Origin of the sequence: Peribacillus phoenicis, from assembly GCF_047238085.1 — a bacterium.
GTDB lineage: Bacteria > Bacillota > Bacilli > Bacillales > DSM-1321 > Peribacillus.
The window spans coordinates 3924011-3943982 of the sequence record NZ_JBDFMF010000001.1; the positions used below are offsets into that span (position 1 = coordinate 3924011).

Annotated in this window: 23 protein-coding genes; 7 read left to right on the top strand and 16 right to left on the bottom strand. The window is 37.1% G+C overall.

Going from position 1 to position 19972, the window contains the following annotated elements; translation table 11 throughout:
• Positions 1–41: 41 nt before the first annotated feature.
• The 4 genes from ABC374_RS19245 to ABC374_RS19260 form a co-directional block, all read right to left on the bottom strand.
• Positions 42–1553, bottom strand: coding sequence for a PH domain-containing protein (locus tag ABC374_RS19245; protein ID WP_413019445.1), 1512 nt, complete (start codon positions 1551–1553; stop codon positions 42–44).
• Positions 1550–1984, bottom strand: a complete 435-nt coding sequence (locus ABC374_RS19250) for a PH domain-containing protein (RefSeq protein ID WP_413020399.1) — start codon at positions 1982–1984, stop codon at positions 1550–1552. The genes ABC374_RS19245 and ABC374_RS19250 overlap by 4 nt, the downstream gene beginning before the upstream one ends.
• A 120-nt stretch (positions 1985–2104) precedes the next feature.
• Positions 2105–3010: an ABC transporter ATP-binding protein gene (locus ABC374_RS19255; RefSeq protein WP_413019446.1), complete on the bottom strand. Its 906-nt coding sequence runs from the start codon at positions 3008–3010 to the stop codon at positions 2105–2107.
• Entirely contained in the window at positions 3010–3699 is a 690-nt protein-coding gene (locus ABC374_RS19260) for a hypothetical protein (RefSeq protein WP_413019447.1), read from the bottom strand. Before ABC374_RS19260 ends, ABC374_RS19255 begins: the two co-directional genes overlap by 1 nt.
• A gap of 157 nt (positions 3700–3856) precedes the next feature.
• Here ABC374_RS19260 and ABC374_RS19265 point away from each other — a divergent pair, with 157 nt between their 5' ends.
• Both ABC374_RS19265 and ABC374_RS19270 read left to right on the top strand, forming a co-directional pair.
• On the top strand, positions 3857–4555 hold the full coding sequence (locus ABC374_RS19265) for a response regulator transcription factor (RefSeq protein ID WP_413019448.1): 699 nt from the start codon (positions 3857–3859) through the stop codon (positions 4553–4555).
• Complete coding sequence (locus ABC374_RS19270; protein ID WP_413019449.1) at positions 4542–6266, top strand: sensor histidine kinase; 1725 nt, start codon at positions 4542–4544, stop codon at positions 6264–6266. The genes ABC374_RS19265 and ABC374_RS19270 overlap by 14 nt, the downstream gene beginning before the upstream one ends.
• Before the next feature lie 182 nt (positions 6267–6448).
• On the opposite strand, the gene ABC374_RS19275 is transcribed toward ABC374_RS19270, so the two are convergent.
• Positions 6449–6619: a hypothetical protein gene (locus tag ABC374_RS19275; protein WP_413019450.1), complete on the bottom strand. Its 171-nt coding sequence runs from the start codon at positions 6617–6619 to the stop codon at positions 6449–6451.
• A gap of 192 nt (positions 6620–6811) precedes the next feature.
• Here ABC374_RS19275 and ABC374_RS19280 point away from each other — a divergent pair, with 192 nt between their 5' ends.
• Both ABC374_RS19280 and ABC374_RS19285 read left to right on the top strand, forming a co-directional pair.
• On the top strand, positions 6812–7585 hold the full coding sequence (locus ABC374_RS19280; protein ID WP_413019451.1) for an alpha/beta fold hydrolase: 774 nt from the start codon (positions 6812–6814) through the stop codon (positions 7583–7585).
• Between the two features lie 55 nt (positions 7586–7640).
• A complete protein-coding gene (locus ABC374_RS19285) occupies positions 7641–8273 on the top strand; it encodes a DUF2238 domain-containing protein (RefSeq protein WP_413019452.1) in 633 nt (210 codons plus the stop codon).
• A 28-nt stretch (positions 8274–8301) separates the two neighbouring features.
• On the opposite strand, the gene ABC374_RS19290 is transcribed toward ABC374_RS19285, so the two are convergent.
• The 4 genes from ABC374_RS19290 to ABC374_RS19305 all read right to left on the bottom strand — a co-directional run bounded on the left by ABC374_RS19290 (position 8302) and on the right by ABC374_RS19305 (position 10046).
• Entirely contained in the window at positions 8302–8754 is a 453-nt protein-coding gene (locus ABC374_RS19290; protein ID WP_413019453.1) for a DinB family protein, read from the bottom strand.
• Positions 8755–9204: 450 nt separating this feature from the next.
• A complete protein-coding gene (locus ABC374_RS19295) occupies positions 9205–9354 on the bottom strand; it encodes an FbpB family small basic protein (RefSeq protein WP_095393069.1) in 150 nt (49 codons plus the stop codon).
• Complete coding sequence (locus ABC374_RS19300) at positions 9347–9514, bottom strand: Fur-regulated basic protein FbpA (protein ID WP_084786080.1); 168 nt, start codon at positions 9512–9514, stop codon at positions 9347–9349. Before ABC374_RS19300 ends, ABC374_RS19295 begins: the two co-directional genes overlap by 8 nt.
• Positions 9435–10046 carry a flavodoxin domain-containing protein gene (locus tag ABC374_RS19305; protein WP_413019454.1) on the bottom strand — a complete coding sequence of 204 codons (612 nt, stop codon included), beginning with the start codon at positions 10044–10046 and terminating at the stop codon, positions 9435–9437. Before ABC374_RS19305 ends, ABC374_RS19300 begins: the two co-directional genes overlap by 80 nt.
• A 348-nt stretch (positions 10047–10394) precedes the next feature.
• Here ABC374_RS19305 and ABC374_RS19310 point away from each other — a divergent pair, with 348 nt between their 5' ends.
• Together ABC374_RS19310 and ABC374_RS19315 are read left to right on the top strand one after the other, a co-directional pair.
• Positions 10395–10757 carry a hypothetical protein gene (locus tag ABC374_RS19310; RefSeq protein WP_413019455.1) on the top strand — a complete coding sequence of 121 codons (363 nt, stop codon included), beginning with the start codon at positions 10395–10397 and terminating at the stop codon, positions 10755–10757.
• A gap of 218 nt (positions 10758–10975) precedes the next feature.
• A complete protein-coding gene (locus ABC374_RS19315; protein WP_413019456.1) occupies positions 10976–11614 on the top strand; it encodes a hypothetical protein in 639 nt (212 codons plus the stop codon).
• A 150-nt stretch (positions 11615–11764) separates the two neighbouring features.
• Here ABC374_RS19315 and ABC374_RS19320 read toward each other — a convergent pair whose 3' ends face one another.
• The 7 genes from ABC374_RS19320 to ABC374_RS19350 all read right to left on the bottom strand — a co-directional run bounded on the left by ABC374_RS19320 (position 11765) and on the right by ABC374_RS19350 (position 19143).
• Positions 11765–12415 carry a DsbA family oxidoreductase gene (locus ABC374_RS19320; RefSeq protein WP_413019457.1) on the bottom strand — a complete coding sequence of 217 codons (651 nt, stop codon included), beginning with the start codon at positions 12413–12415 and terminating at the stop codon, positions 11765–11767.
• 247 nt (positions 12416–12662) lie between these two features.
• Complete coding sequence (locus ABC374_RS19325; protein ID WP_413019458.1) at positions 12663–15698, bottom strand: efflux RND transporter permease subunit; 3036 nt, start codon at positions 15696–15698, stop codon at positions 12663–12665.
• A 725-nt stretch (positions 15699–16423) separates the two neighbouring features.
• A complete protein-coding gene (locus tag ABC374_RS19330; RefSeq protein ID WP_413019459.1) occupies positions 16424–17122 on the bottom strand; it encodes a polysaccharide deacetylase family protein in 699 nt (232 codons plus the stop codon).
• Between the two features lie 102 nt (positions 17123–17224).
• Positions 17225–17674, bottom strand: coding sequence for an ASCH domain-containing protein (locus ABC374_RS19335; RefSeq protein ID WP_350299923.1), 450 nt, complete (start codon positions 17672–17674; stop codon positions 17225–17227).
• 44 nt (positions 17675–17718) lie between these two features.
• Entirely contained in the window at positions 17719–18189 is a 471-nt protein-coding gene (locus ABC374_RS19340) for a VOC family protein (protein ID WP_350299924.1), read from the bottom strand.
• 58 nt (positions 18190–18247) lie between these two features.
• Positions 18248–18568, bottom strand: coding sequence for a hypothetical protein (locus ABC374_RS19345; RefSeq protein WP_350299925.1), 321 nt, complete (start codon positions 18566–18568; stop codon positions 18248–18250).
• 122 nt (positions 18569–18690) lie between these two features.
• Positions 18691–19143, bottom strand: coding sequence for a GNAT family N-acetyltransferase (locus tag ABC374_RS19350; protein ID WP_350299926.1), 453 nt, complete (start codon positions 19141–19143; stop codon positions 18691–18693).
• A gap of 192 nt (positions 19144–19335) precedes the next feature.
• On the opposite strand from ABC374_RS19350, the gene ABC374_RS19355 reads away from it, so the two are divergent.
• On the top strand, positions 19336–19908 hold the full coding sequence (locus ABC374_RS19355; protein ID WP_413019460.1) for a hypothetical protein: 573 nt from the start codon (positions 19336–19338) through the stop codon (positions 19906–19908).
• The last annotated feature ends 64 nt before the right edge of the window (positions 19909–19972 follow it).

Genomic DNA, 19972 nt, shown 5'->3' on the forward strand with positions numbered 1-19972 from the left:
CACTTATCCTGATGTTGGTCCTATCTTTAGGTTATACCCATTCATTCAACTTTGATTTCATTTTTACGTTCCATATACCATTTGTAAAACGAATCAGCCATCTCAAAAGACACATGGTCAATACCAGCATGATGCACCGGTTTAGCCCGGTTGATTGTCCCAATGGAGGCAAGGCCGAGCATTTTTTGAATGATATTTCGGGTTACGTTCACTTCAATGATCTTATCTCGTTTTGACACGAATAAAGATGTGGTGAGACTCCCGGTTTTGAATTGAATGAAGTCATTGTTCAAAATGTAGAAGGTATTGAAGAAATCTAATAACCTTGAAACAACAATAATAATTAACAGGATAGCAGATAGAATCCACCAAGCTTCCTCCACTTCCAGAACAGTTGGCTTGAAATAAAATAAGAGAATTGTTGCTATGATCCAGAACCAGCTTGGCCACAGTATGCGCACCCAAAAGGATTTTATCGGAAGGGGAGTCATCTTCTGTGATATTTCATAAAATGGCAATATTTCCGAGACTATTTCATATGCCCGTTTAACAGGTAGATAGGGATAGAGTGAGTTGATTTCAAGCATATCTTCGTCAGAACTCAAACCACCTGCACTTGTCAGTTTCACTTCAGCAAGTCCAAGCAACCGTTTCATGAAGGACTGTTTAATTTCAATTGCCTGCACTTTTTCTTTGGCTATAGAAAAGGCAGTTTCATCGATTAGACCTTTCGTAATGTAAATTCGATCATGGTCTGAGGAAATTTGATAATTCCCATATTTTAAAAAAGTCCTCACTATTCCGAATGTGATAGAAGCAATGACGAAAACGATGATGATGATCGTCATCATCCCCCAAGAGCCTATTAGCTTTTCAAAAATCCCCACTGCTTTACTTTCCACATGAAAGATATCATTGATTTTGAAATAAAAAGAACTAATAAAAGGAATAAGGACCAGAAAACTAAGAGATGTAAAGGAAGCTTTTATAATTTCCTTTTTTGTCGGCTTATAATGATTGGTTCGATTTGAAATCTCTTTATTAACTTCCCCTTCAACAGAAAGAATATCTTTATATTCGCTAGCATGAATGGTGGCCAATTCTTCCTGAACAGTACTTTTCATATGCATTTCCATTCGATTTGCTTCCTTTTGAGAAATGACTTCGAATCTAACAGCAGCATCCTCACCTGCTATACCTGTTTCAAAATTAACGGAAGTCACTTTAAAAATCCGATGGAATAAAGACGTATGACGGTTGACGTTTTGAATTTTAGAAAAAGGAAGGGTTCGTTCAGATTTACTGAAAATACCTTTGTATAGATGAAAGGAACGATAATCAAGTTCGTATTTATGGGTGAACCATTTTATAATGATTGAAATAAGTGTTAAACCGAAAACTATAAAAAAAACAACCCTGCCATATGTGATGAAGGTGGATTCAGAACCAGCTTTGATCACAAAGAAATAAATGACAAAGAAAATGGAATTCCTGACTAATTTACAGAAATTAAAAAGCATAAGAAGTGGATTGTACCGTTTTGCTGTCGTCATTGCTCCACTTCCTTAATTTTTGCATATTGAGCAATCTGATTCCTTAACTTGATAGCAACCTCTTTTGGTAGAGCTGGTATCGAGTGAGAGGAACCCATCGTTTCAATTGAAACTGAACAGAGTCCGTATTTTCTAAGTAACGGTCCTTGTTTAGTTGCAACCGATTGAATTTTTGTCATTGGGACAAGTTCATGCACTTCATTTAGTACACCAGATTTCAATTGTAAAAACTCTTCATCTACATCAAAGCGCCAATTTTTATAAAGAAGAAAAGGACTGATCAATGACCAGGCCGCACCTAGCACAGAGATAATTGTAATCCCAATCAGAATCCAACCGATCCACTCTTTCCAAGAAAAACGATAATCTAGGTAAAGTAAGACTCCAAGAATGATGAATGCGATTATATTCGTAATCGTTTCACTTAACATCCACACTTTTATCGCATCCTTGGATAATCTTTTTTGAGGTAAGCTCATTATAGAATTAATAAAATCACCGCCTGTATTTTTAATTCAAAGTGCTTTATAAAAAACTTATATTCATTTAACCTATTCGGCCAAGAAGATTTCTTCTAGTGATGGTTCTTTTACTTTTACCCGCAAGACATCAACCTTACACTGATTGAAAGCTCGGATCATGTCAGCAATCTTTTTCTCATCATCAATATTGATAGTCATGTAAGGTTCTTTCATTTCCAGTTCTGTACCTACTGACTCCAGCCACTGATGTAATTTTACTTGTTCTGATTTCGGCACCGAAGAATGCTTAAGCTTGACCGTTATCGTCGACCTATATATTTTCCTGAGTTCTTCCATTGTGCCAATATTAACAATCTGACCTTCTTTCATAATGGCTATTCGGGTGCATATTTTCTCTACTTCATAAAGATTGTGGGATGTCATGAAAATGGTCACGCCTTTTTTTTGCAGATCCTTGATCAGCTTTTGAATATGGATTGCGGATTCAGCATCCAAACCTGAAGTTGGTTCATCAAGAAAGATCAGCTCAGGTTCATGGATGATGGCTTGTGCAATTCCAAGCTTCTTTTTCATACCGAATGAAAATTTAGCGGCTTTTTTATGAGCATGAGATTCAAGACCAACTAACTGCAGGACTTCCATACACTTATCTTTTCCTGCTGGATTTCCTGAAAGAGCTGATAAAAATTTCAAATGCTCCACTGCCGTTAACGAGCCATATAATGTCGAGTAATCAGGCATTACCCCAATCCTCTTCTTTACTTGATCATTTGAACCTTTTACACCTAGAAGCGAGTATGTTCCATAGTTGGGTTGAATAATGCCGGTTAACATATTGATGAAGGTTGATTTACCAGCTCCGTTACGGCCTAGAAAACCAAAGATTTCTCCTTTTTCCACGATAAGATCAATTCCTTTTACGATTGGTACCGCTCCATACGATTTCTTTAACTGAGTTGTTTCTATCGCGTTCATCAGCATTCCCTCCTTTTGAAAATCAGATTGGCTATAACGAGCATGATACCTGCTAATATGAAAATCACCAAAAAGGTATAGTCTTCCCTAATTAAATAATAATAGGGGGTTATGAATTTCATCCAACTCACCCATACATTCGACGTAAAGGAAACCCATAATCCAATGATAGGAAAAGCTACCCCAACCATGATTCCAAGGAACATTGTAAATCCAGGCTTAGGAATGAGAACGGAAAGTAAAATTGTTAAGCCTATTTGGTAGGTTAATAAACTCATTGTCTGAGTAAAGATAAAAACATCAATCTTCTGGGAAAAGATGCTGGTAAGCAAGAAGGAGGTCGTTAGGCAAATAAGCCAAAATAGCCAAATACCTAAAAACTTCCCCAGTATAATGGAGGTTCTTGACGTTCTTGTCACTAAAAATCGGATAGTGCGTTCGTGTGTTTCTCTGTTTAGGCTATCGTGTGAAAGGCCCATAACAAATAATTGGCCAAAAAATAATATAAGGATCAAAAGACCAACTGTGTGTATATTTTCAGCTTCCCTCGCTGTAAGTTCAATCCCAGTCGTTAATAAATCGGAAAACTTGGCTGAATAATAGGAGGTGGCTAATAACATCATTACAATAATAACTGATTTAATTCCTTTAAATAGACTGATAAATTCTCTTTTTCCAATAATATACATACTAAGTCTCTTCCTTCCTGTTCATCACTTAAGGACTATTATAGGTGTTCTTTCTTAACCTACCAGAAACTTCACCTTAATTTTTCCTTAATTATTAAATAATTGGCAGACGAATGATATGATAATTTATATATCATAATAGAATGGGAGTATCCAAATGCAAGAGACACAAATATTAATTGTAGATGATGAAAAAGCAATATTACATATGTTAACAACGATTCTAAAAAGAGAAGAATTCAAATATATAGATACAGCATATACTGCTGCGGATGCTTTGACCTTATGTCAAACAAAACGATATGACTTAATCCTTTTGGATGTTATGCTCCCAGATCGTAGCGGTTTTGAAATTTGTCCGCTCATTAGAGAAACCACTGATGCCCCCATTTTCTTTCTTACGGCACGTTCAACAGATTTGGATAAACTTTCTGGATTTGCATTAGGCGCAGACGATTATATTACAAAACCCTTTAATCCACTTGAGGTTGTCGCAAGGGTAAAAGCACATTTACGGCGTCATTCAGGAAAGACGTTTTACCAATACGGACAAATCCAAGTAAACACTCTATCTGGAGAAGTGACCGTGAATGGCAGGAAAGTAGAATTGCCTGCACAGGTTTACCTGCTACTGCTATTCTTCTGTAAATATCCAAATCAGCTTTTTAGTAAAAGCCAGCTTTATGAAAAAGTGTGGGGCGAAGAATTTTTAGGTGAGGATAATACTGTTATGGTCCATATTAGTAAACTTCGGGAAAAGATTGAGGACAATCCAAGTAAACCACGTCATCTTATTACTGTAAGAGGACTTGGCTATAAATTTAATTCTGATGGTAGTAAACATGAACATTCATAAACGCTTTATTGTACAGTTTTTTATCCAATTAATTCTTGTTTTCATCATATTTTTCTTTATTCTATTGTCCATTTGGGCGATCATTGGCTTTTCCATCATGAATGATGAGGTTACACAAGACTTATCAAAGGCAGATAGCACTTTCTTTTCTGATAGGATTACGATACAAGGTAAAAAAGTGACATTCGATGACGAATTAAAACAGCTGGCAAAAAATCAGAATGGCTGGCTCCTAGTCCTGACAACAAAAGGCGATGTCATTGGAGATTACAATACTTCAGAAAATGCACCTTCACATTTTAATGAGAGCGAACTTGCCGGTTTAATGCTGCAAAATAGCTCTGACCCTGTGGAATACTTCCATTGGAAATTAGATGAAGCGTATCCGCAGCCACAGTTGCTTATATTCGGTAGAAAAAGTTCTGAGACTAGTCTGTTAAACGAGGTTAAGACAAGTGTCGATTGGAAAAATCATCATCTTAATCTTTCCGCTGCTACTCTTAAGCAAATAGATGAGGAAGAAGGATGGGTTCAATTAATCAATTCGACCGGTAAGGTATTGGATGGATATGGCAGCGAAAAGGAAGGAATCTCATACACGAATCAGGACCTTCAAACCTTATCAGAGAGTGAACATGATTCAGTTGATGCTTTCTTTGATGCAGAGACAGAACAGACAATAATTGTGGGTATAAACCATTCAGGTTCGACCTCTATTGAAGAAAACTTGTTCAAAAGGATCAGTAAAAGTGTATTAGTCATTTTTATAGTGTTATTTCTTCTGTTGTTAACGGGTACTTTCTGGTATGCACGTAAATTCGGGGTTCCTTTGATTACGATGATGAAATGGATTCAAAATCTTGGAAGTGGTTTATATGAACAGCCACTCGATCTTCATCAGAGCCCTATCTTGTTAAATAAAAAAGGAAAGTTAAAAAGGAAATATCGGTTATATAAGGATCTGATTACAACACTTTTACAGTTAACCGAGACCCTGCATCAAAACGAAACCCAACGAAGGAAAATGACTCAAACCAGGGATGAATGGATAAGCGGTCTTTCGCATGATTTAAAAACGCCTCTTGCTTCCATATCAGGTTATGCTCAAATGCTTGAATCTGAAAATTACTCGTGGACAGAAAGAGAGACAAGGGAATTCGCCTTAATCATTGCCGAAAAGTCAGGATATATGATGGAATTACTTGAAGACCTAACATTAACATACCGTTTAAGAAATCAAGCTCTGCCCATTGTAAAAGAAGAAGTGGATATCATTGAATTCATACGCAGAACCATGATCCATTTCATAAATGATCCGGCTAACAACTATATGAAATTCGTCTTCCAGCCGAAAAACGAAACAGCTATTGCATCTATCGATACCAAATGGTTTCAACGGATTATTGATAACCTAATTGCGAATGCTATCCATTATAATCCTTCAGGTACTACGATCACAGTATCCATTTCGCCTATTGAGCAGCACCTTCTCATTATTACGATTGAAGATGACGGCATAGGTATGGACAATGAAACTCTAGATAGACTCTTCCAGCGCTATTACCGTGGTACCAATACAAGTGATTCCGGGCGTGGAACTGGTCTTGGGATGGCGATAACGAAACAATTGGTTCACCTTCATGGAGGATCCATTAATGTAAAAAGTTCACCGCAAAAAGGCACAACCGTTCGAATCATTCTCCCAGCCTAAACTAGATGAAAAATAGGATAGCCAGAAATTCATAAGGGTGTACATTTGAATCATAGTTAAAATCAGATTGGGTAACGTCAGGATTTCGAAATGTTGGCGTACCTTAAATACTTTTTTGTTCGTAGGCAGGAAGAAACACTTGAATAAAAACAAAATCATCCCCTAAAGGGGATGATTTTGTTTTATTGATTTTCTGGCTGTTGTTGATTCTGCCCTTGCATTCCAGATCCCATTCCCATCAAGTTAGTGGCAAGCGGCACCATATTATTCATTTTCCCGCCATTTCCACTCAACATTTGATAAGTCGCAATACCTACTCCGACCGAAGCGACAACTGGTAAAATTTTATCCATGTTTGCTCTCATTTAAATCACCTTATTTTATATATTTTTGTTCATTTCCTGAACTCTAATATCTTGTTCAAAAAAACCCAAAAAATTCAAGATGTTTGTTACCAAAACAATTAGTAATAAAAACATGTTAAATAGGGAAAATTCTTTCAGGAGGGATATTATGCAAGTACTCTTCGAATGAGGTGAATATTCATGTCAATGTTAGATGTGGACGGTATCAGCTTGTATTATTCTGTTAAGGGAAAAGGGGTTCCTATTGTTTTTATCCATCCTCCTGTACTGACTAGTGTGAATTTCGAATACCAAATGGAGAAATTATCACAAGAATTCAAAGTTATCACTTTTGATATTAGGGGTCATGGAAGAAGTCAGTATTCAAGACAGCCAGTAACTTATCCCCTGATTATAGAAGATATCAAACATCTGTTGGATCATTTCAAAATTAATAAAGCAATCATATGCGGATACTCGACCGGCGGCTCTATCGTATTGGAATATTTGCTGAGTTGTGCCGATAGGGCTCTAGGTGGCATTGTAATAGGTGGAATGTCTGAAGTGAGGGATAAATCTTTAAAGCAAAAGATTTCTTTAGGAATATCACTTGCCAAGAAAGACGCAGTTCCAATTCTTGCGCTTTCCATCTCATGGAGCAATTCAAATACCATAAAGTTGTTCAACAAAATGTTTAATGAAGCCCTAAAAGGGGATGCCCGAAATATCGAGCAGTATTATCATTATAGTTTGCATTATAACTGTACCCATCAGCTTGAGAAAATCAACCTTCCAACTTTACTGATCTATGGTAAAAAAGATAAACCATTGTATCGCTATGCCAATTTATTGCATGAAAAATTGCCATGTACGGAATTAAAATTCATTGATCATGTAAAGCATCAGATTCCTACAAAAGCGGCTAATGATTTAAATGAAAGCATTAAGCATTTTATCCATTCACAATCTGATTGATTTTTCCGATTGCAAATTTCAATCTATTACTATGTACATATCATAAATTTATGGAGTGAAAAAATTGGGTAGAGATAAAAGTAAACTGATTCATTTAATATTACTATTGCTAGTCACTGCAGTTTTTATTTGGTCAGTTATTAAGCCTGAAGGATACTTGATATGGACAATGGAAGTACTTCCTGCCGTTGTGTTTCTGATTTATGTAATGGCTACATATAATAAATTCCGCCTTACTACATTATCCTATTTCATTATTGCCGTTCTTTCAATCACCATGTTCATCGGTGCCCATTATACATACACAAAAGTCCCCCTGTTTAATTGGATAAAAGATCATTACGACCTAAACCGGAACCACTATGATCGGTTTGGACATTTTCTAAAAGGTTTATTTGCGATTGTGATTAGAGAAATAGTAATACGCAAAACCCCTCTATCAAAAGGACCGTGGTTATTTGCTGTTACATTAAGTTTTGCGCTTGCCATTGGAGCACTATATGAAATCATCGAATGGATAGCTGCCATCATTTCAAAAGGCAGAAAAGCTTCAAAGGACTTTTTAGGAACACAAGGTGATATTTGGGACGCACAATGGGATATGGCGTTAACATTAATTGGCTCTATCCTTGTATTGTTCACCTTGTCCAAACTTCATGACAAGCTGTTACGAAAAGTGAAAAATTGAATTAAAAAATAGTGATCGATATCGATCACTATTTTTTAATTAGGATTTGATTGTTAATATGATGTTCCATATGTTCTAGATAATCTTTTATTAGCCACTCCAATGATTTTAGTTGATTATTTCCTATATCACAAAGATTAGATAATCTATCATTTGGTGTATTCGTTATTATATGAATGATTTGCTTATTTAAAGTACAAAAAAGGTTAACGATCTCATCCAATGGTCGCTCTTGGTAATTCTGGACCAATACCCATTGGTTTTGATTATATGATTGTATAACATATGGCTGTTCTTCGTACTGAATCTTGATAAACCTATTCATATTATTCAATGCAGAATCGCATAGATGTCCTAAAATCTCTTTTTTGGACCATTTGTGTGGCATTGGTCGATGATTTAATTCTTTTTCTGTCATCCGGTTGAACTCTTCGGGTATAAAACCTATCCAATGATTGATTCCATCTATTACATTTTTCAATTTGCACTCCCCCTAAGTTTTACCTAAAGGATTTTTATTCGGCAACCAACCGGAAAATACCTTTTTATTTTCTTCAACTAACTGCACGATTTTTTGAATATGGAAACCAACAGCATTCAATAACAGACCCAAAAGAAAAAACCGAAATCAAAAAGATTTCGGTTCAGACTTCAGGCAAACTTGAAGAAAAGTCAGTTTTCTTGAATTTCCAAATAAGTTCCAGTTGATTTCAGAAATCCGCTCCCTTTCCGCCGAATGTCTGCCAAGCCGCATCAAAGCAAGCGTCTCCGGGGTCTCGGCTAGCCAGTTTTTCGACAGGAGTGTCGCATATTTCTTCAATCTAGTAGGGGTTTCATAAAAGACCCACAGGTGCAAAAAGCTCCGAGGGCGGGACCACCCGCGGAAAGGGAGGTGGCCCTACGTTTCAATCACCGTTTAAATTTTAACCAGTCATGATTGTACTTGCTTACTGCCCTTTTTTTCATTAATGGCTTTTTGATCGATTTTTGTATAGATGCGTTCCACTTCAATTTTGTCATGCAACAGAAGTTCGCGGTTTTCTTTTAGAAGTTCAGTATAAGATTTCCTTCTCCTAGACATTTTTTAATTCACCTCTCAAGTGATTGAATTCCTTCTGTAAAACTACTATCGGAAGCTCGTAAAGTTGTTTATTATATTTTTTAAAAATCCCGAATTTCAGTAGTTCTTGTATAAGTTCCTCTTTTTTTGCTTCTCCCTTTGTACTTAATTGGGTAATCATCAAGGACCCTCCTTAACAAAAATACAGACTTTTGGTATTTGGGGCTGCTTAGCATCCGATCCCACATGTAGAATCTCCACTTCTTCCTATTGCTTCCCCATATAAGGGCATGCTCTGCAAAGTCTTCGCATTTCCTTAATTGTTCGTATGTACTGCTTTCATGTTGTATTTTCAATACTCGATCATATACATCAAATCCAAATTGCTTCATTTTATCGGAAAGGATATCTATCGCGGCGCACGGTTTCGAATGGGTCAGGTCGCCGGCACCAAAGAATGCAACTTTCACTCCAGCAAAGTCCACTTGATCAATTTCTTCATAAAACTCGTTTGCTTCATACGGTAACTCTTCTAGATTCCATGTATATAAACCAATAAAGGCCAAATCAAAATCCTTTAAAGCATCAACTTCAACAGTATCCAATCTTTCCATATATACTTCACAGCCGACAGCCTTCATTCTTTTCTTTATGTTTAAAGCCATTTTCTCGGTATTACCGGATAAACTGACATAACCAATGAATACCTTCATCTATATCACCTTCCTAATTGAGAATTAATTTCATTACACATCTCACTATAAATGAAAATGATTCTCATTGTCAATTATTTACCTCCGGTAATTATATTAAACAGTCCGTTCCTCATCTTAAAAATAATATAAATGTCCTAAAAATTAAGTGAAAAAACCAAAATATTTAGGTAAAAAAGCCTATATTTTCACAAACAACCATGATACACTATGTAATAATTTAACTATATAGGTATATATAACAAAACAAAAAACACCTTCCGATGATCATATCTACCTTTTTAGTTTTTGTAATAAATCCATAAATATATGATTTTATTATGGAAAATAATTATTTAGGAGGTTATTATGATGAGAAAAGTGCTTTTTCTATTTTTATTTTCAGTACTTTTGTTCGCTAGTTTTCCTAATCAAACAAAAGCAGAAGAAACAGGTCCATCTAAAGAATTAACAGAAGTAATAATACAAGAGGCAGAGCCAACAATAGACTTGGATTCACTACCAAATCTTGCAAACACTGATTATTCACCAAATTGCCTTTCTTATGGAAATGAATCAGTTATCACTCCATACGGACTTTCTTTCGCACGCGGAACGGTTGGCTGTTATGTCACAAGTAAATCTGCCTATTGCCCTTGGACAATACAAGTTGGTGGGGATGTAATAGCTTATAGCAATGTAAAAGTTACAAAAACATCACGGATTTCTTAATGGCGGTTGGAAAAATTATAAAACTCACAATTTCAGCTATCCTATAAACCGACCAACTTCCACAATTAGAAATGAATCATCTGACCGATTGTCTGCTGGAAAATACCGTGCAAAACTAGGTGGAACATTCAGGACAGTAAAGAATGGCACTTATTCAGCCATTGCAAATGGTTATAGTTATTTTGAGGTTAAATAAAAAAACACTAGGTGGGCTACTAATGGAATGGTTGAAACCTTTTGAAGCTAATAATCAGTTCTTAGACAATACAGAAAGTTTTTCAGATTTCAAGATCAGGGAATTTATCCCCAATTCCAATGTCCCAAAAAAATATTCACTATTAACTCAATTCTTTTTACTGTTGGGTTGCCAAGATGAAAATAGTGTTACTTCGTTATTTGTCGATACTAGAATTGATCATCAAGTAATCGAAGAAATTATTATGCATTTTGACAACACGAAGATTGTATTAGAAAACGAATTACCATCGGAAATAATGTTAAATAAGCCGAATCAAGAATCTCTCTCCTTGATCAGGTCGAGTCACATAAATCCAATAATAAAAAATTTATATGGGACAATTAGCAAATCACAATATGAATGGAAACAACAAAAATCATACAAGATAATACCTGAATTTATAGAGAAATACGAAGATATGGAGTTCGATAAGGTGTTAGATTGTTTAAAAAACACATCAAAGGGGCCAATAATCTCGCTCTCATTATACAATTGGACTTTAAAAGATTATTTAAAAGATACTATTGCCATTAGATATTTCACGCATAAATGTAAAAATGCTTATTTATGGGTTGATGATTCTAATATTGTTACAACAATTCAACTAGAATTACATTAAAATACCCCTTTTATATTAAACAGTAAAAGAAAAGGTTTTATTGTTTGATAAAAGGGGTTTTTCTGTAAGTATTCTAATCAAGCCCTATTTTAAGTAGCTTGAAATGACCTTACTGTTGTAAATTCGCATTTCCCTGACAGTAACAAGTTATTAACAATTCCCCTTGCCATCACATTGTAAGCCATCAAATTCATTCCGTTTATTTTTTGCTTCTTCCTTCTCAATGACTTGCGCAATCCTTTCTTTGCTGGCTAGTCCTTGAATTACTTCATCACCAATAATAAACGTTGGGACAGCCCTGATATCTGCTTCTTCATAAGCATGTTTGAGTGCTTGTTGGTGCACTTCCCGATACTTTCGTGACACTAACGCTTCTCTAAAGGCTTCTACAGGAAGCTCAACTTCACCCGCTAATTTTGTCAATACTTCAATATCTTCAATATTTTGTTCCTCTTGAAAAAACGCAGTAAATACTCTGTTGTGGAATTCATTCCCTTTTCCGTGCTCCTTTGCAAAATGGCAACCTTCGAACGCCAAATGTGTATATGGATGCGGGGAGACACGGGGTAAACGCATATCAACCCCTAGCTTTTTCGCAGCAGGAAGAATGTATGAATCCCATGAATTCAACTTATCGGGTTCCTTCCATGGATCGATTTTGGTATATGGACTCGGACGCAATTCAAATGGCATCCATTCAACTTCTACATCCTTTTCCTTTACGATTTCGTCCAAAGGCCCTTTACCTAAAAAACAAAATGGACAAATAAAATCAGAATACGCTTTAATTTTCACTGTCATAATATATTCCCTCACTTTTCATTATCAGCTAAACTTGTAACCGAATTAGTTACAACACAGAGCAAAAAAAATTAATATAAGAACATTACATTGAGTAACTACACAGTCGATTGCTTTCTGCGATTGTATCGAGTCTGTTGTAATCATTTTAGTTACAGGTTGAAGGAAAGTCAACTATTATTTTAAAGAAAAAAAAGTTTGTAAAGAAAATGTTGCATTCTCTACAAACTTTTTTATTTAAACTTCCTTACATCTCTATTTGTTCGTTAACGGGTTCTCTCTTTTTCTTTCTCTGTTTTTTCGATTTTTTGTAGTACAACAATTCGTATATACATGGAATGACGATAAGTGTGAGCAGTGTAGACACAGCTAGCCCGCCAATGACAACGATCGCTAAACTTTGTGAAACCAAGCTTCCTGTTTCCGCCTTTTTATATAAAAGCGGCAGCATGGCACAAATCGTTGCTACAGCCGTCATTATGATCGGACGGAATCTTGTGGCTGTCGCTTCGACGATTGCATCACGGATGATCATTTTTTCTTCGTTTTGTTTCACTCGATCCAGAAGCACAATCGCGTTTGTCACAACAATTCCTATTAACATGAGAGCACCCAGCAGTGCTGTAATATCAACTGGAATTCGACTGATAACCAATCCTAATACCGCTCCAATAGCAGCGAATGGCAAGGAAAATAGAATGGCGATCGGTGCTTTGATCGATTTAAATGTTATAACCATGATTAAAAAGACAATGCCGATCGATATTAACATCGTAAGGAACAAATCGGAAAAATCATCTGTCTGCTGAGCACTCGCTCCCCCGACTAAAATTTCTACATCATTCGGAATATCAAGGCCTTTATCCTCTTTATCTCCAAATATCTCAAGATTTATTTTGCTTGCAATATCGGAAAGCTTAGTCGGATCGACCGTTGCCGTTAATTGAAGATACGTTTCTCCATCTTTATGGAACTGCGTTGTTGCACTCTCTTCGCTCTTTAAAGAAGCAACCTTAGACACCGGAGCTAGACCGCCGTCTGTCATAATCGGAATACTTTTTAAATCCTCTGGTTTTTTAGGATCCAAGATGGGTTCAAGGACGACAGGTGTCTGCTTATCCTGCAAGGTTATATGGCCGATAGGTGTTTTATTAAGCATGATACCTAATTGTTGACCGATTTGTTCTGTATTGCCTTTAGCCGGATCTACCTTGAATGAATAAATCGTTTTCTTTTCGTCTTGGTTTGTTGTAACATCTTCAATTCCCTTAATATCCTGAATGCTTTCCTTGACCTTATTGGCCGTCCGTTCCAAATCTTCAACATTACTGCCGATCACATCTATCGTAATGTTCGTCTTTGATGCCCCCATCATAAAGGAAGAGGCTTGGGCCGTAAGCTTCGCATCAGGATAGTTTTCTTGTTCCTTTTCCATTTTTTCCAGGATTGAATCTACATTTGCTTTATCCTTTACGAGGATGCCGAAAGTTGCTTCTGTAGGTGATGTGACTGCACCATATTGGGCCGTCTCGGCTGAGTTTCCTAATTGCATGAAAATATTATCCACTTCACTCATATCCTGCATCGTTTCTTCGAGTTCAACCGCTTTTTCCTTTACTTTCTCATAAGGCTGATCATTTGGATAAGTTAATGTCACGGAGACATAGTCTGCTGAAGAATTATCAATCGCCCCTTTTGGCATGGCAAAATATGTACCAACGGAACCGACAAACAACAGCAAAGCAACAATCAAGACTACCCATTTATGGTTTAATGACCAAGTAACCAGTTTGGTAAAACGCTTGGCCGGTCGATGTTTTGGCAGCTCCGTCCTTTTCAGCAACCCTGCGCTCATTAACGGAACAACCGTCAATGCCACAATCAGAGAAGCCAGCAAAGAATAAGTGACAGTCAAAGCGAAAGGAAGAAGAAACTCCTGAAGCCCTCCATTCAATAAAGCAACCGGCAAGAAAACAGCTACAGTAGTAAGGGTTGAAGCGGTTATCGCCACTCCCACCTCTTTAGTTGCATCCATCACCAATTCGACTGAAATCTTCTCCTGCTGCATTTTCCGGAAAATATTTTCAATAACAACAATACTATCGTCCACCAAGCGCCCGATCGCTACAGCGACACCGCCCAGCGTCAAAATATTCAGCGTCACTCCCGACAATGACAGCAAAAATAACGTAAAGCCAAGAGATAGCGGTATGGATACGATTGTAATGAATGTAGATCGTACATTCCGTAAAAAGACCATGATTACAATCGTAGCGAATAGCGCACCTAGCAGAACTTCTTTTACCATCGTCTGAACGGAAGTCTCCACCATATCAGCTGTAGATAAATAAATGGTCGATTTCTGGTCACTATACTTTTCATTAATTTCTTTTGCTACTTTTTCAACCTCTTTACTGATTGTGACAGCATTTGATTGACTGTCCTTGATAATGCTTAAATCAATGCTTTCCTTTCCGTTAAAGCGACTGATGAGGTTGCCATCCTTCGCTTCTTCAACTTTTGCTATCTCTCCAAGTGCGACATTCGGAGTGACCTTTAGCGCTTCTAATTTTTCAATACTTGTTAAATCCCCGATAACCTTGATGTTACTTGCCTTCCCATCAATCACTTTTTCGCCTACGGCCAGAGCTGCATTCTGACCGTTAAGGACGCTCATGACATCTTGAATGGAGACTTTCTTTTTAGCCAATTCTTCATTATCCACTTTGACTGAAAGAATGGATTGCGAAACTCCAAATGTCTGTACATCCGAAACCCCTTTAATATCTTTATACAAAGGCTCTAATTCTTTCTTGGCAAAGTCTATATTTTCAGCTGTTAATCCATCCTTAAAAGTAACAGCTACAAATGAAATGGGAATCATTGATGTATTTAACTGTGTAACAGTAGGCTTTGCCATGCTTTGCGGCAATGCTACACTGCTTAAAGCCTCTTGAACATCAAGTTTCGCTTGTTTCATATCCGATCCGGCTTCAAAGAATAGATCTACTTTAGAAAAACCATCTCCAGTGGTGGAGTATATTGAACTCTTTCCTTTAACTCCCGTAACTGCCCTTTCAATCGGATCTGTAACTTGTGCTTCCATCGTTTTCGAATCGGTGCCCTGCCCCATTGTGATAATCGTAACTTGTGGATTATCAGCAGATGGTAAAAATTCCATCGGCAGCTTAAAATAACTGACAACTCCTATCAACAAAATAAATATGGTTACCAATGAAACGGCAGCCTTGTTCTTAAACGCCCACTTAGTAAAAAACTCCACGCAATAATCACCCCTGAATATAATTTATAAGAAAATAATCCCATTTCAAATATTACCATATATTACTAACACCTGAGTGTTAATTTTTTATTGATTTTTATATTTTTTTATGTCTATTGGTTCGGATAGCTTTTTCCACATAAAAAAGGCTGCGTAGCAGCCTCCAGTTTTTAGACAAAAGGAGTTCTTTCTAAATTTTAAAACAAAGTTGATTGGAACGTAAGGTACGAGACTCCAGCGGGAAAAGCGTGTCCAGGGGAGACCCCGCAGGCGCAAAGGCGCCGAGGAGGCTCCCGGACCGCCCGCGGAAAGCGAGTGCCTGGAGAGGAAAGCAACGTTCAAATTGTACAAACCTATTTATATCCTTTGAAAAAAAGCATAACGATAGCCAAAATCATTACCCCGATAATCAATAACGGGCCGATGCCCGAGCTATATACGAAGTATACCGTGATATGGCGAAAAATGAGCACCACAAGAAATAGGAATAACAGGAAACACAAAATCATGATCAGAGCGGTATTTTTATTCCGATACAAGTAACCAGCCCCATTTTAATAGCTTTATTTCCACTAAGGAAAAATTCATGCGAATGCATGCCCTAACAACAACCTTCCATTAAGAAACAATATGCAGCCCATGTTTTGTACTATTCTGTAAATCACATAAAAAAGGGCTGCCGCAGCAACCCGATTCTTCGAAAATCGTCTGGACGAAAAATGAAACTACATTTCCTGAAGTTCATTGACCGTTACAAACGTATACCCTTCATTCGTTAACTCTTGTAAGATCCCTTCAATCGCTTGAAGCTCTTTACCTGTATCATCGTACATCGGATGCATCAGGATGATTGAACCTGGTCTTATATTTTCCTTCACATACTTCACTTTGTCAGAAGCGGTAGTGTAATAGCTATCTGGTTCCAGATTCCAGGTAATGGTCTCTCTATCATTTTCATTTAAATAATAAGGCAAACCTAAGATTTTTTTCCCGTTTGGCGGCCGAACATCAATTTCACCCTTATATCCGGAGTTTTGAATTAATTTATCCGTTTTCTCGATTTCCGCCTTGATATAAGAGGGCGATTTAAAAACCATTCGCCTGTGGGAATACGTGTGATTGCCAATCTGATGTCCTGCTTCCGCTATTTTTCCCGCTTCCTCTGGATACTTTTCGATTTCATTACCAATCAGGAAGAATGTAGCCTTTACATCGTATTTATCCAATAACGGAAGGATTTGATTTACATTCTTTGATGGGCCATCATCAAAAGTCAAAGCGACCACTTTTTCATTCGTCTCGACATTATCCGTTAATCCACCGAATACCTGATATGTTCTTGAATTCATTAATTTATACGTACCAAACAATAGCAGGAAAACAACCAGGATTCCCAATCCAATGAATATCAGTTTCTTTTTCATGCAAATACCTATCTTTCTATAAGTTTTTCAATCCAATGACCTATTATATCAAATCACTGAAAGAAAACACTTATTGCTATCTTCCGATCAATCCGGCTTCATTCACTTTACATGTATCAATTCAAAACGCTCACACACTAGCAGCATATCTACTTGAAAGGTGTGTCCGATTTTGTCCAGTTCTTCTTTAAAAAATTTTTCATGTGCGTCCCACCAGTATGTATATGTTCGATCGCCTTCCCCTTCTGCAATCGCAAACTCTTCACTCACTTCATTCATGGGCAATACTTCGACTTTCACTGTTTGGATGATGGCTAAGGGCTCATCCTCACCGCTTAAAATAATGCTATAATCACCCACGGATGGTAATGGTTCAGTTTCTTCCTCATAAAAAACATACCCCGAGCATGTAGCGGTTTTTATCCCAGCCATCACTAATTGAGCCAATTGATCGGGATCGGCCCCGAATTGCCACGCACTGACTGAATGGGGTTTTTCTTCTTCTTTCCCTTGCCAAAATGCATTCCAATATAATTCCGCTTTGACATTCATTCTATGACTCTCCCATTCTTATTCTTAAAATTTCCGCCCATTTATCATTCGTTTTTTTCACTTCTGTATTCATGTTCCCATTCACTTAAATACATACGATTCTTGATTTTTTTTGGATTATCCAGTTTACTAATTAACTCCAAACTGTTTCCGTCTGGATCATTAAAGTGAATTTTAGCGTGGGCATATTCCCCGTGAGGCATCACGAAAGGTTCAATTGGTTCAAATCCAAAAGCCTCTCTTGGCGCATAGCCTCTATCTTCAAGCCATGCGACTGAGCACTTTAAATCTTCCAATGATACTTGAAAAGCGATATGCCGTAGGGAGGGATGATACTCAACTTTCACTTTTTCCGATTCCCAAAGCCCCAGCCAACTTTTATCCTTTTCAATCCATAGAAAAGCCAGGTTGTCTTCAACTTTATGATCCAACTGCAAACCAAGCCCCTCATAGAATTCGATGGAACGTTTCAAATCACGAACCGGTAAATGTGCTTCATATAAACCTCTTATCATTGAACCGCCCCTTTATAGTCAGACCCCATTAGCTTATACCTACATATAACCCCTTTATCTAATTTGTTCTACGGGGCATTTCTATTTCACCAGTTAACAGCAAAGTGATGACGATAACCCAAAATATAAAGAAAGATGAGGAAAAAACCAAAGAAATGATAGAAATCACTTTTTTCTCCGTTTTCTTCAAAATTCCCATGACAGATAGGACGATGCCGGTAATCGTAAGGAAAAGCGTTATATAATCACCCGTCAGACTCCCGATATTTTCCATATTGATAGGTGTAATAAAAACAGTAAAAAAGCAAATGATTCCAATGATGAATGAAGTAAAACTAATTACACCGTATCTCTTCTGAATACACGCTTCGTTTTCCATCGAGCTCACCCTTTCAACAGTTTTTAAATCCTATATACATCTATTAATATCTCACAAATAATTTTAACATATAATACCAGACAAGTTGTTGTGCACAAAAAAAGGGGACAAAAGACCGTGAATTAAAGTTTCATTTTCATGCCTTCATGAGTGGATTTGAATCCTAAACGTTCATAAAAACGCAGCGTTTCTTCCCGCTTTTTATCGGTAGTCAACTGAATGATAAGGCAGCCCCGCGCTTTTGCACGGTCAATAGCATATTGAATCAACTTGCTTCCAATACCTTTCCCTCGTTCTGTAGATGCCGTCCGAACCCCTTCGATCGTAGCTCTCCAACCGCCTTGATGGGTAATATAAGGAGTGAAAGTGATTTGCTGCACCCCAACGATTTCCTCACCAAGACATGCAACGATCAATTCATTATTCTCATCTGCATCAATGGATTCAAATGCTTTTATATAGCTGTCTGGAAGCGGATTTTCATAGCGCTCCCTTTCCCTCCCCAAAACATCATCCGCAAGCATCTGTACGATTTCACTTAAGTCTTCTGCTGTCGCATTCCTGAATGTGACCATACTATCCCTCCTCATATGTACTTCAGTATTCCCCTGATGAAAATCATTCGTTCATTAATAACTTCTGCCAATAGTCCGGCGGTCCTCTTTTCTGGAGGAAAAATAATGACAGTGATTCAACCAAAATCCTTTTCTTGTAAATTCCAAGAATATTTATGGTAGAGTAGGATTGGACTGGGGTGATATTAACCGTTGAAAATAATAATGAGTGGAATGAAACGTACAATATGTATATTTTTCATTTCAACGGCAGCAGTTTATGCGCTTCTTAGGCTTGTTATGATAGTCCTTTCATTTATAGGATTTGTTTTAGTGTCTCCATCCGATGGGAAGGAATTTATATTTATATTTGGTACAATTCTACCCGACTTCCTTTTTCTATTTATCTTTTGGTTTTTCTCATACATATACTTCACTAACAAAACGGTAACAACAATTATAACCAATGTTATATTTGTGCTATTAGTCCTTACTATTATCCCTCGGTTACTTTTAGGTCATGAATACTATGTAATTGAGGGAGAAGGGGGAAAGGGTGATTATGTAATCCGATTCGAATCGTATAAGATTGCTGGCGAGGCATATGACGGATACACTTTATATACGTATAAAGAAGTATCACCCTTCGTTTATCAGCCTCGGGATGTTTATACCTATACAAATAACCTAAACAGCGATGTCCTCAGTGACCTGTACAGGAAAAGGTATACAGTGATAGATGGTAACGTCCTTATTTTAGGGGACTTCAAAATTTACTTAAAATAGAAGGATTTTGAAGTCTTTTTACTTTTCAATCAACCCATAAAATTTGGACCAACAAAAAAAGGAC

What these genes read in the sequence shown, in the direction of transcription:
- ABC374_RS19310 (WP_413019455.1), top strand. Translation starts at nt 10,395, where the DNA reads ATGATGAGAAAAGTGCTTTTTCTATTTTTATTTTCAGTACTTTTGTTC.
- ABC374_RS19345 (WP_350299925.1), bottom strand. Translation starts at nt 18,568, where the DNA reads ATGGAAAACGAAGCGTGTATTCAGAAGAGATACGGTGTAATTAGTTTT.
- ABC374_RS19330 (WP_413019459.1), bottom strand. Translation starts at nt 17,122, where the DNA reads ATGAAAAAGAAACTGATATTCATTGGATTGGGAATCCTGGTTGTTTTC.
- ABC374_RS19280 (WP_413019451.1), top strand. Translation starts at nt 6,812, where the DNA reads ATGTCAATGTTAGATGTGGACGGTATCAGCTTGTATTATTCTGTTAAG.
- ABC374_RS19340 (WP_350299924.1), bottom strand. Translation starts at nt 18,189, where the DNA reads ATGATAAGAGGTTTATATGAAGCACATTTACCGGTTCGTGATTTGAAA.
- ABC374_RS19275 (WP_413019450.1), bottom strand. Translation starts at nt 6,619, where the DNA reads ATGGATAAAATTTTACCAGTTGTCGCTTCGGTCGGAGTAGGTATTGCG.
- ABC374_RS19350 (WP_350299926.1), bottom strand. Translation starts at nt 19,143, where the DNA reads ATGGTCACATTCAGGAATGCGACAGCAGAAGACTTAAGTGAAATCGTA.
- ABC374_RS19300 (WP_084786080.1), bottom strand. Translation starts at nt 9,514, where the DNA reads ATGATTACCCAATTAAGTACAAAGGGAGAAGCAAAAAAAGAGGAACTT.
- ABC374_RS19270 (WP_413019449.1), top strand. Translation starts at nt 4,542, where the DNA reads ATGAACATTCATAAACGCTTTATTGTACAGTTTTTTATCCAATTAATT.
- ABC374_RS19315 (WP_413019456.1), top strand. Translation starts at nt 10,976, where the DNA reads ATGGAATGGTTGAAACCTTTTGAAGCTAATAATCAGTTCTTAGACAAT.
- ABC374_RS19295 (WP_095393069.1), bottom strand. Translation starts at nt 9,354, where the DNA reads ATGTCTAGGAGAAGGAAATCTTATACTGAACTTCTAAAAGAAAACCGC.
- ABC374_RS19255 (WP_413019446.1), bottom strand. Translation starts at nt 3,010, where the DNA reads ATGAACGCGATAGAAACAACTCAGTTAAAGAAATCGTATGGAGCGGTA.
- ABC374_RS19260 (WP_413019447.1), bottom strand. Translation starts at nt 3,699, where the DNA reads ATGTATATTATTGGAAAAAGAGAATTTATCAGTCTATTTAAAGGAATT.
- ABC374_RS19245 (WP_413019445.1), bottom strand. Translation starts at nt 1,553, where the DNA reads ATGACGACAGCAAAACGGTACAATCCACTTCTTATGCTTTTTAATTTC.
- ABC374_RS19265 (WP_413019448.1), top strand. Translation starts at nt 3,857, where the DNA reads ATGCAAGAGACACAAATATTAATTGTAGATGATGAAAAAGCAATATTA.
- ABC374_RS19250 (WP_413020399.1), bottom strand. Translation starts at nt 1,984, where the DNA reads ATGTTAAGTGAAACGATTACGAATATAATCGCATTCATCATTCTTGGA.
- ABC374_RS19320 (WP_413019457.1), bottom strand. Translation starts at nt 12,415, where the DNA reads ATGACAGTGAAAATTAAAGCGTATTCTGATTTTATTTGTCCATTTTGT.
- ABC374_RS19335 (WP_350299923.1), bottom strand. Translation starts at nt 17,674, where the DNA reads ATGAATGTCAAAGCGGAATTATATTGGAATGCATTTTGGCAAGGGAAA.
- ABC374_RS19305 (WP_413019454.1), bottom strand. Translation starts at nt 10,046, where the DNA reads ATGAAGGTATTCATTGGTTATGTCAGTTTATCCGGTAATACCGAGAAA.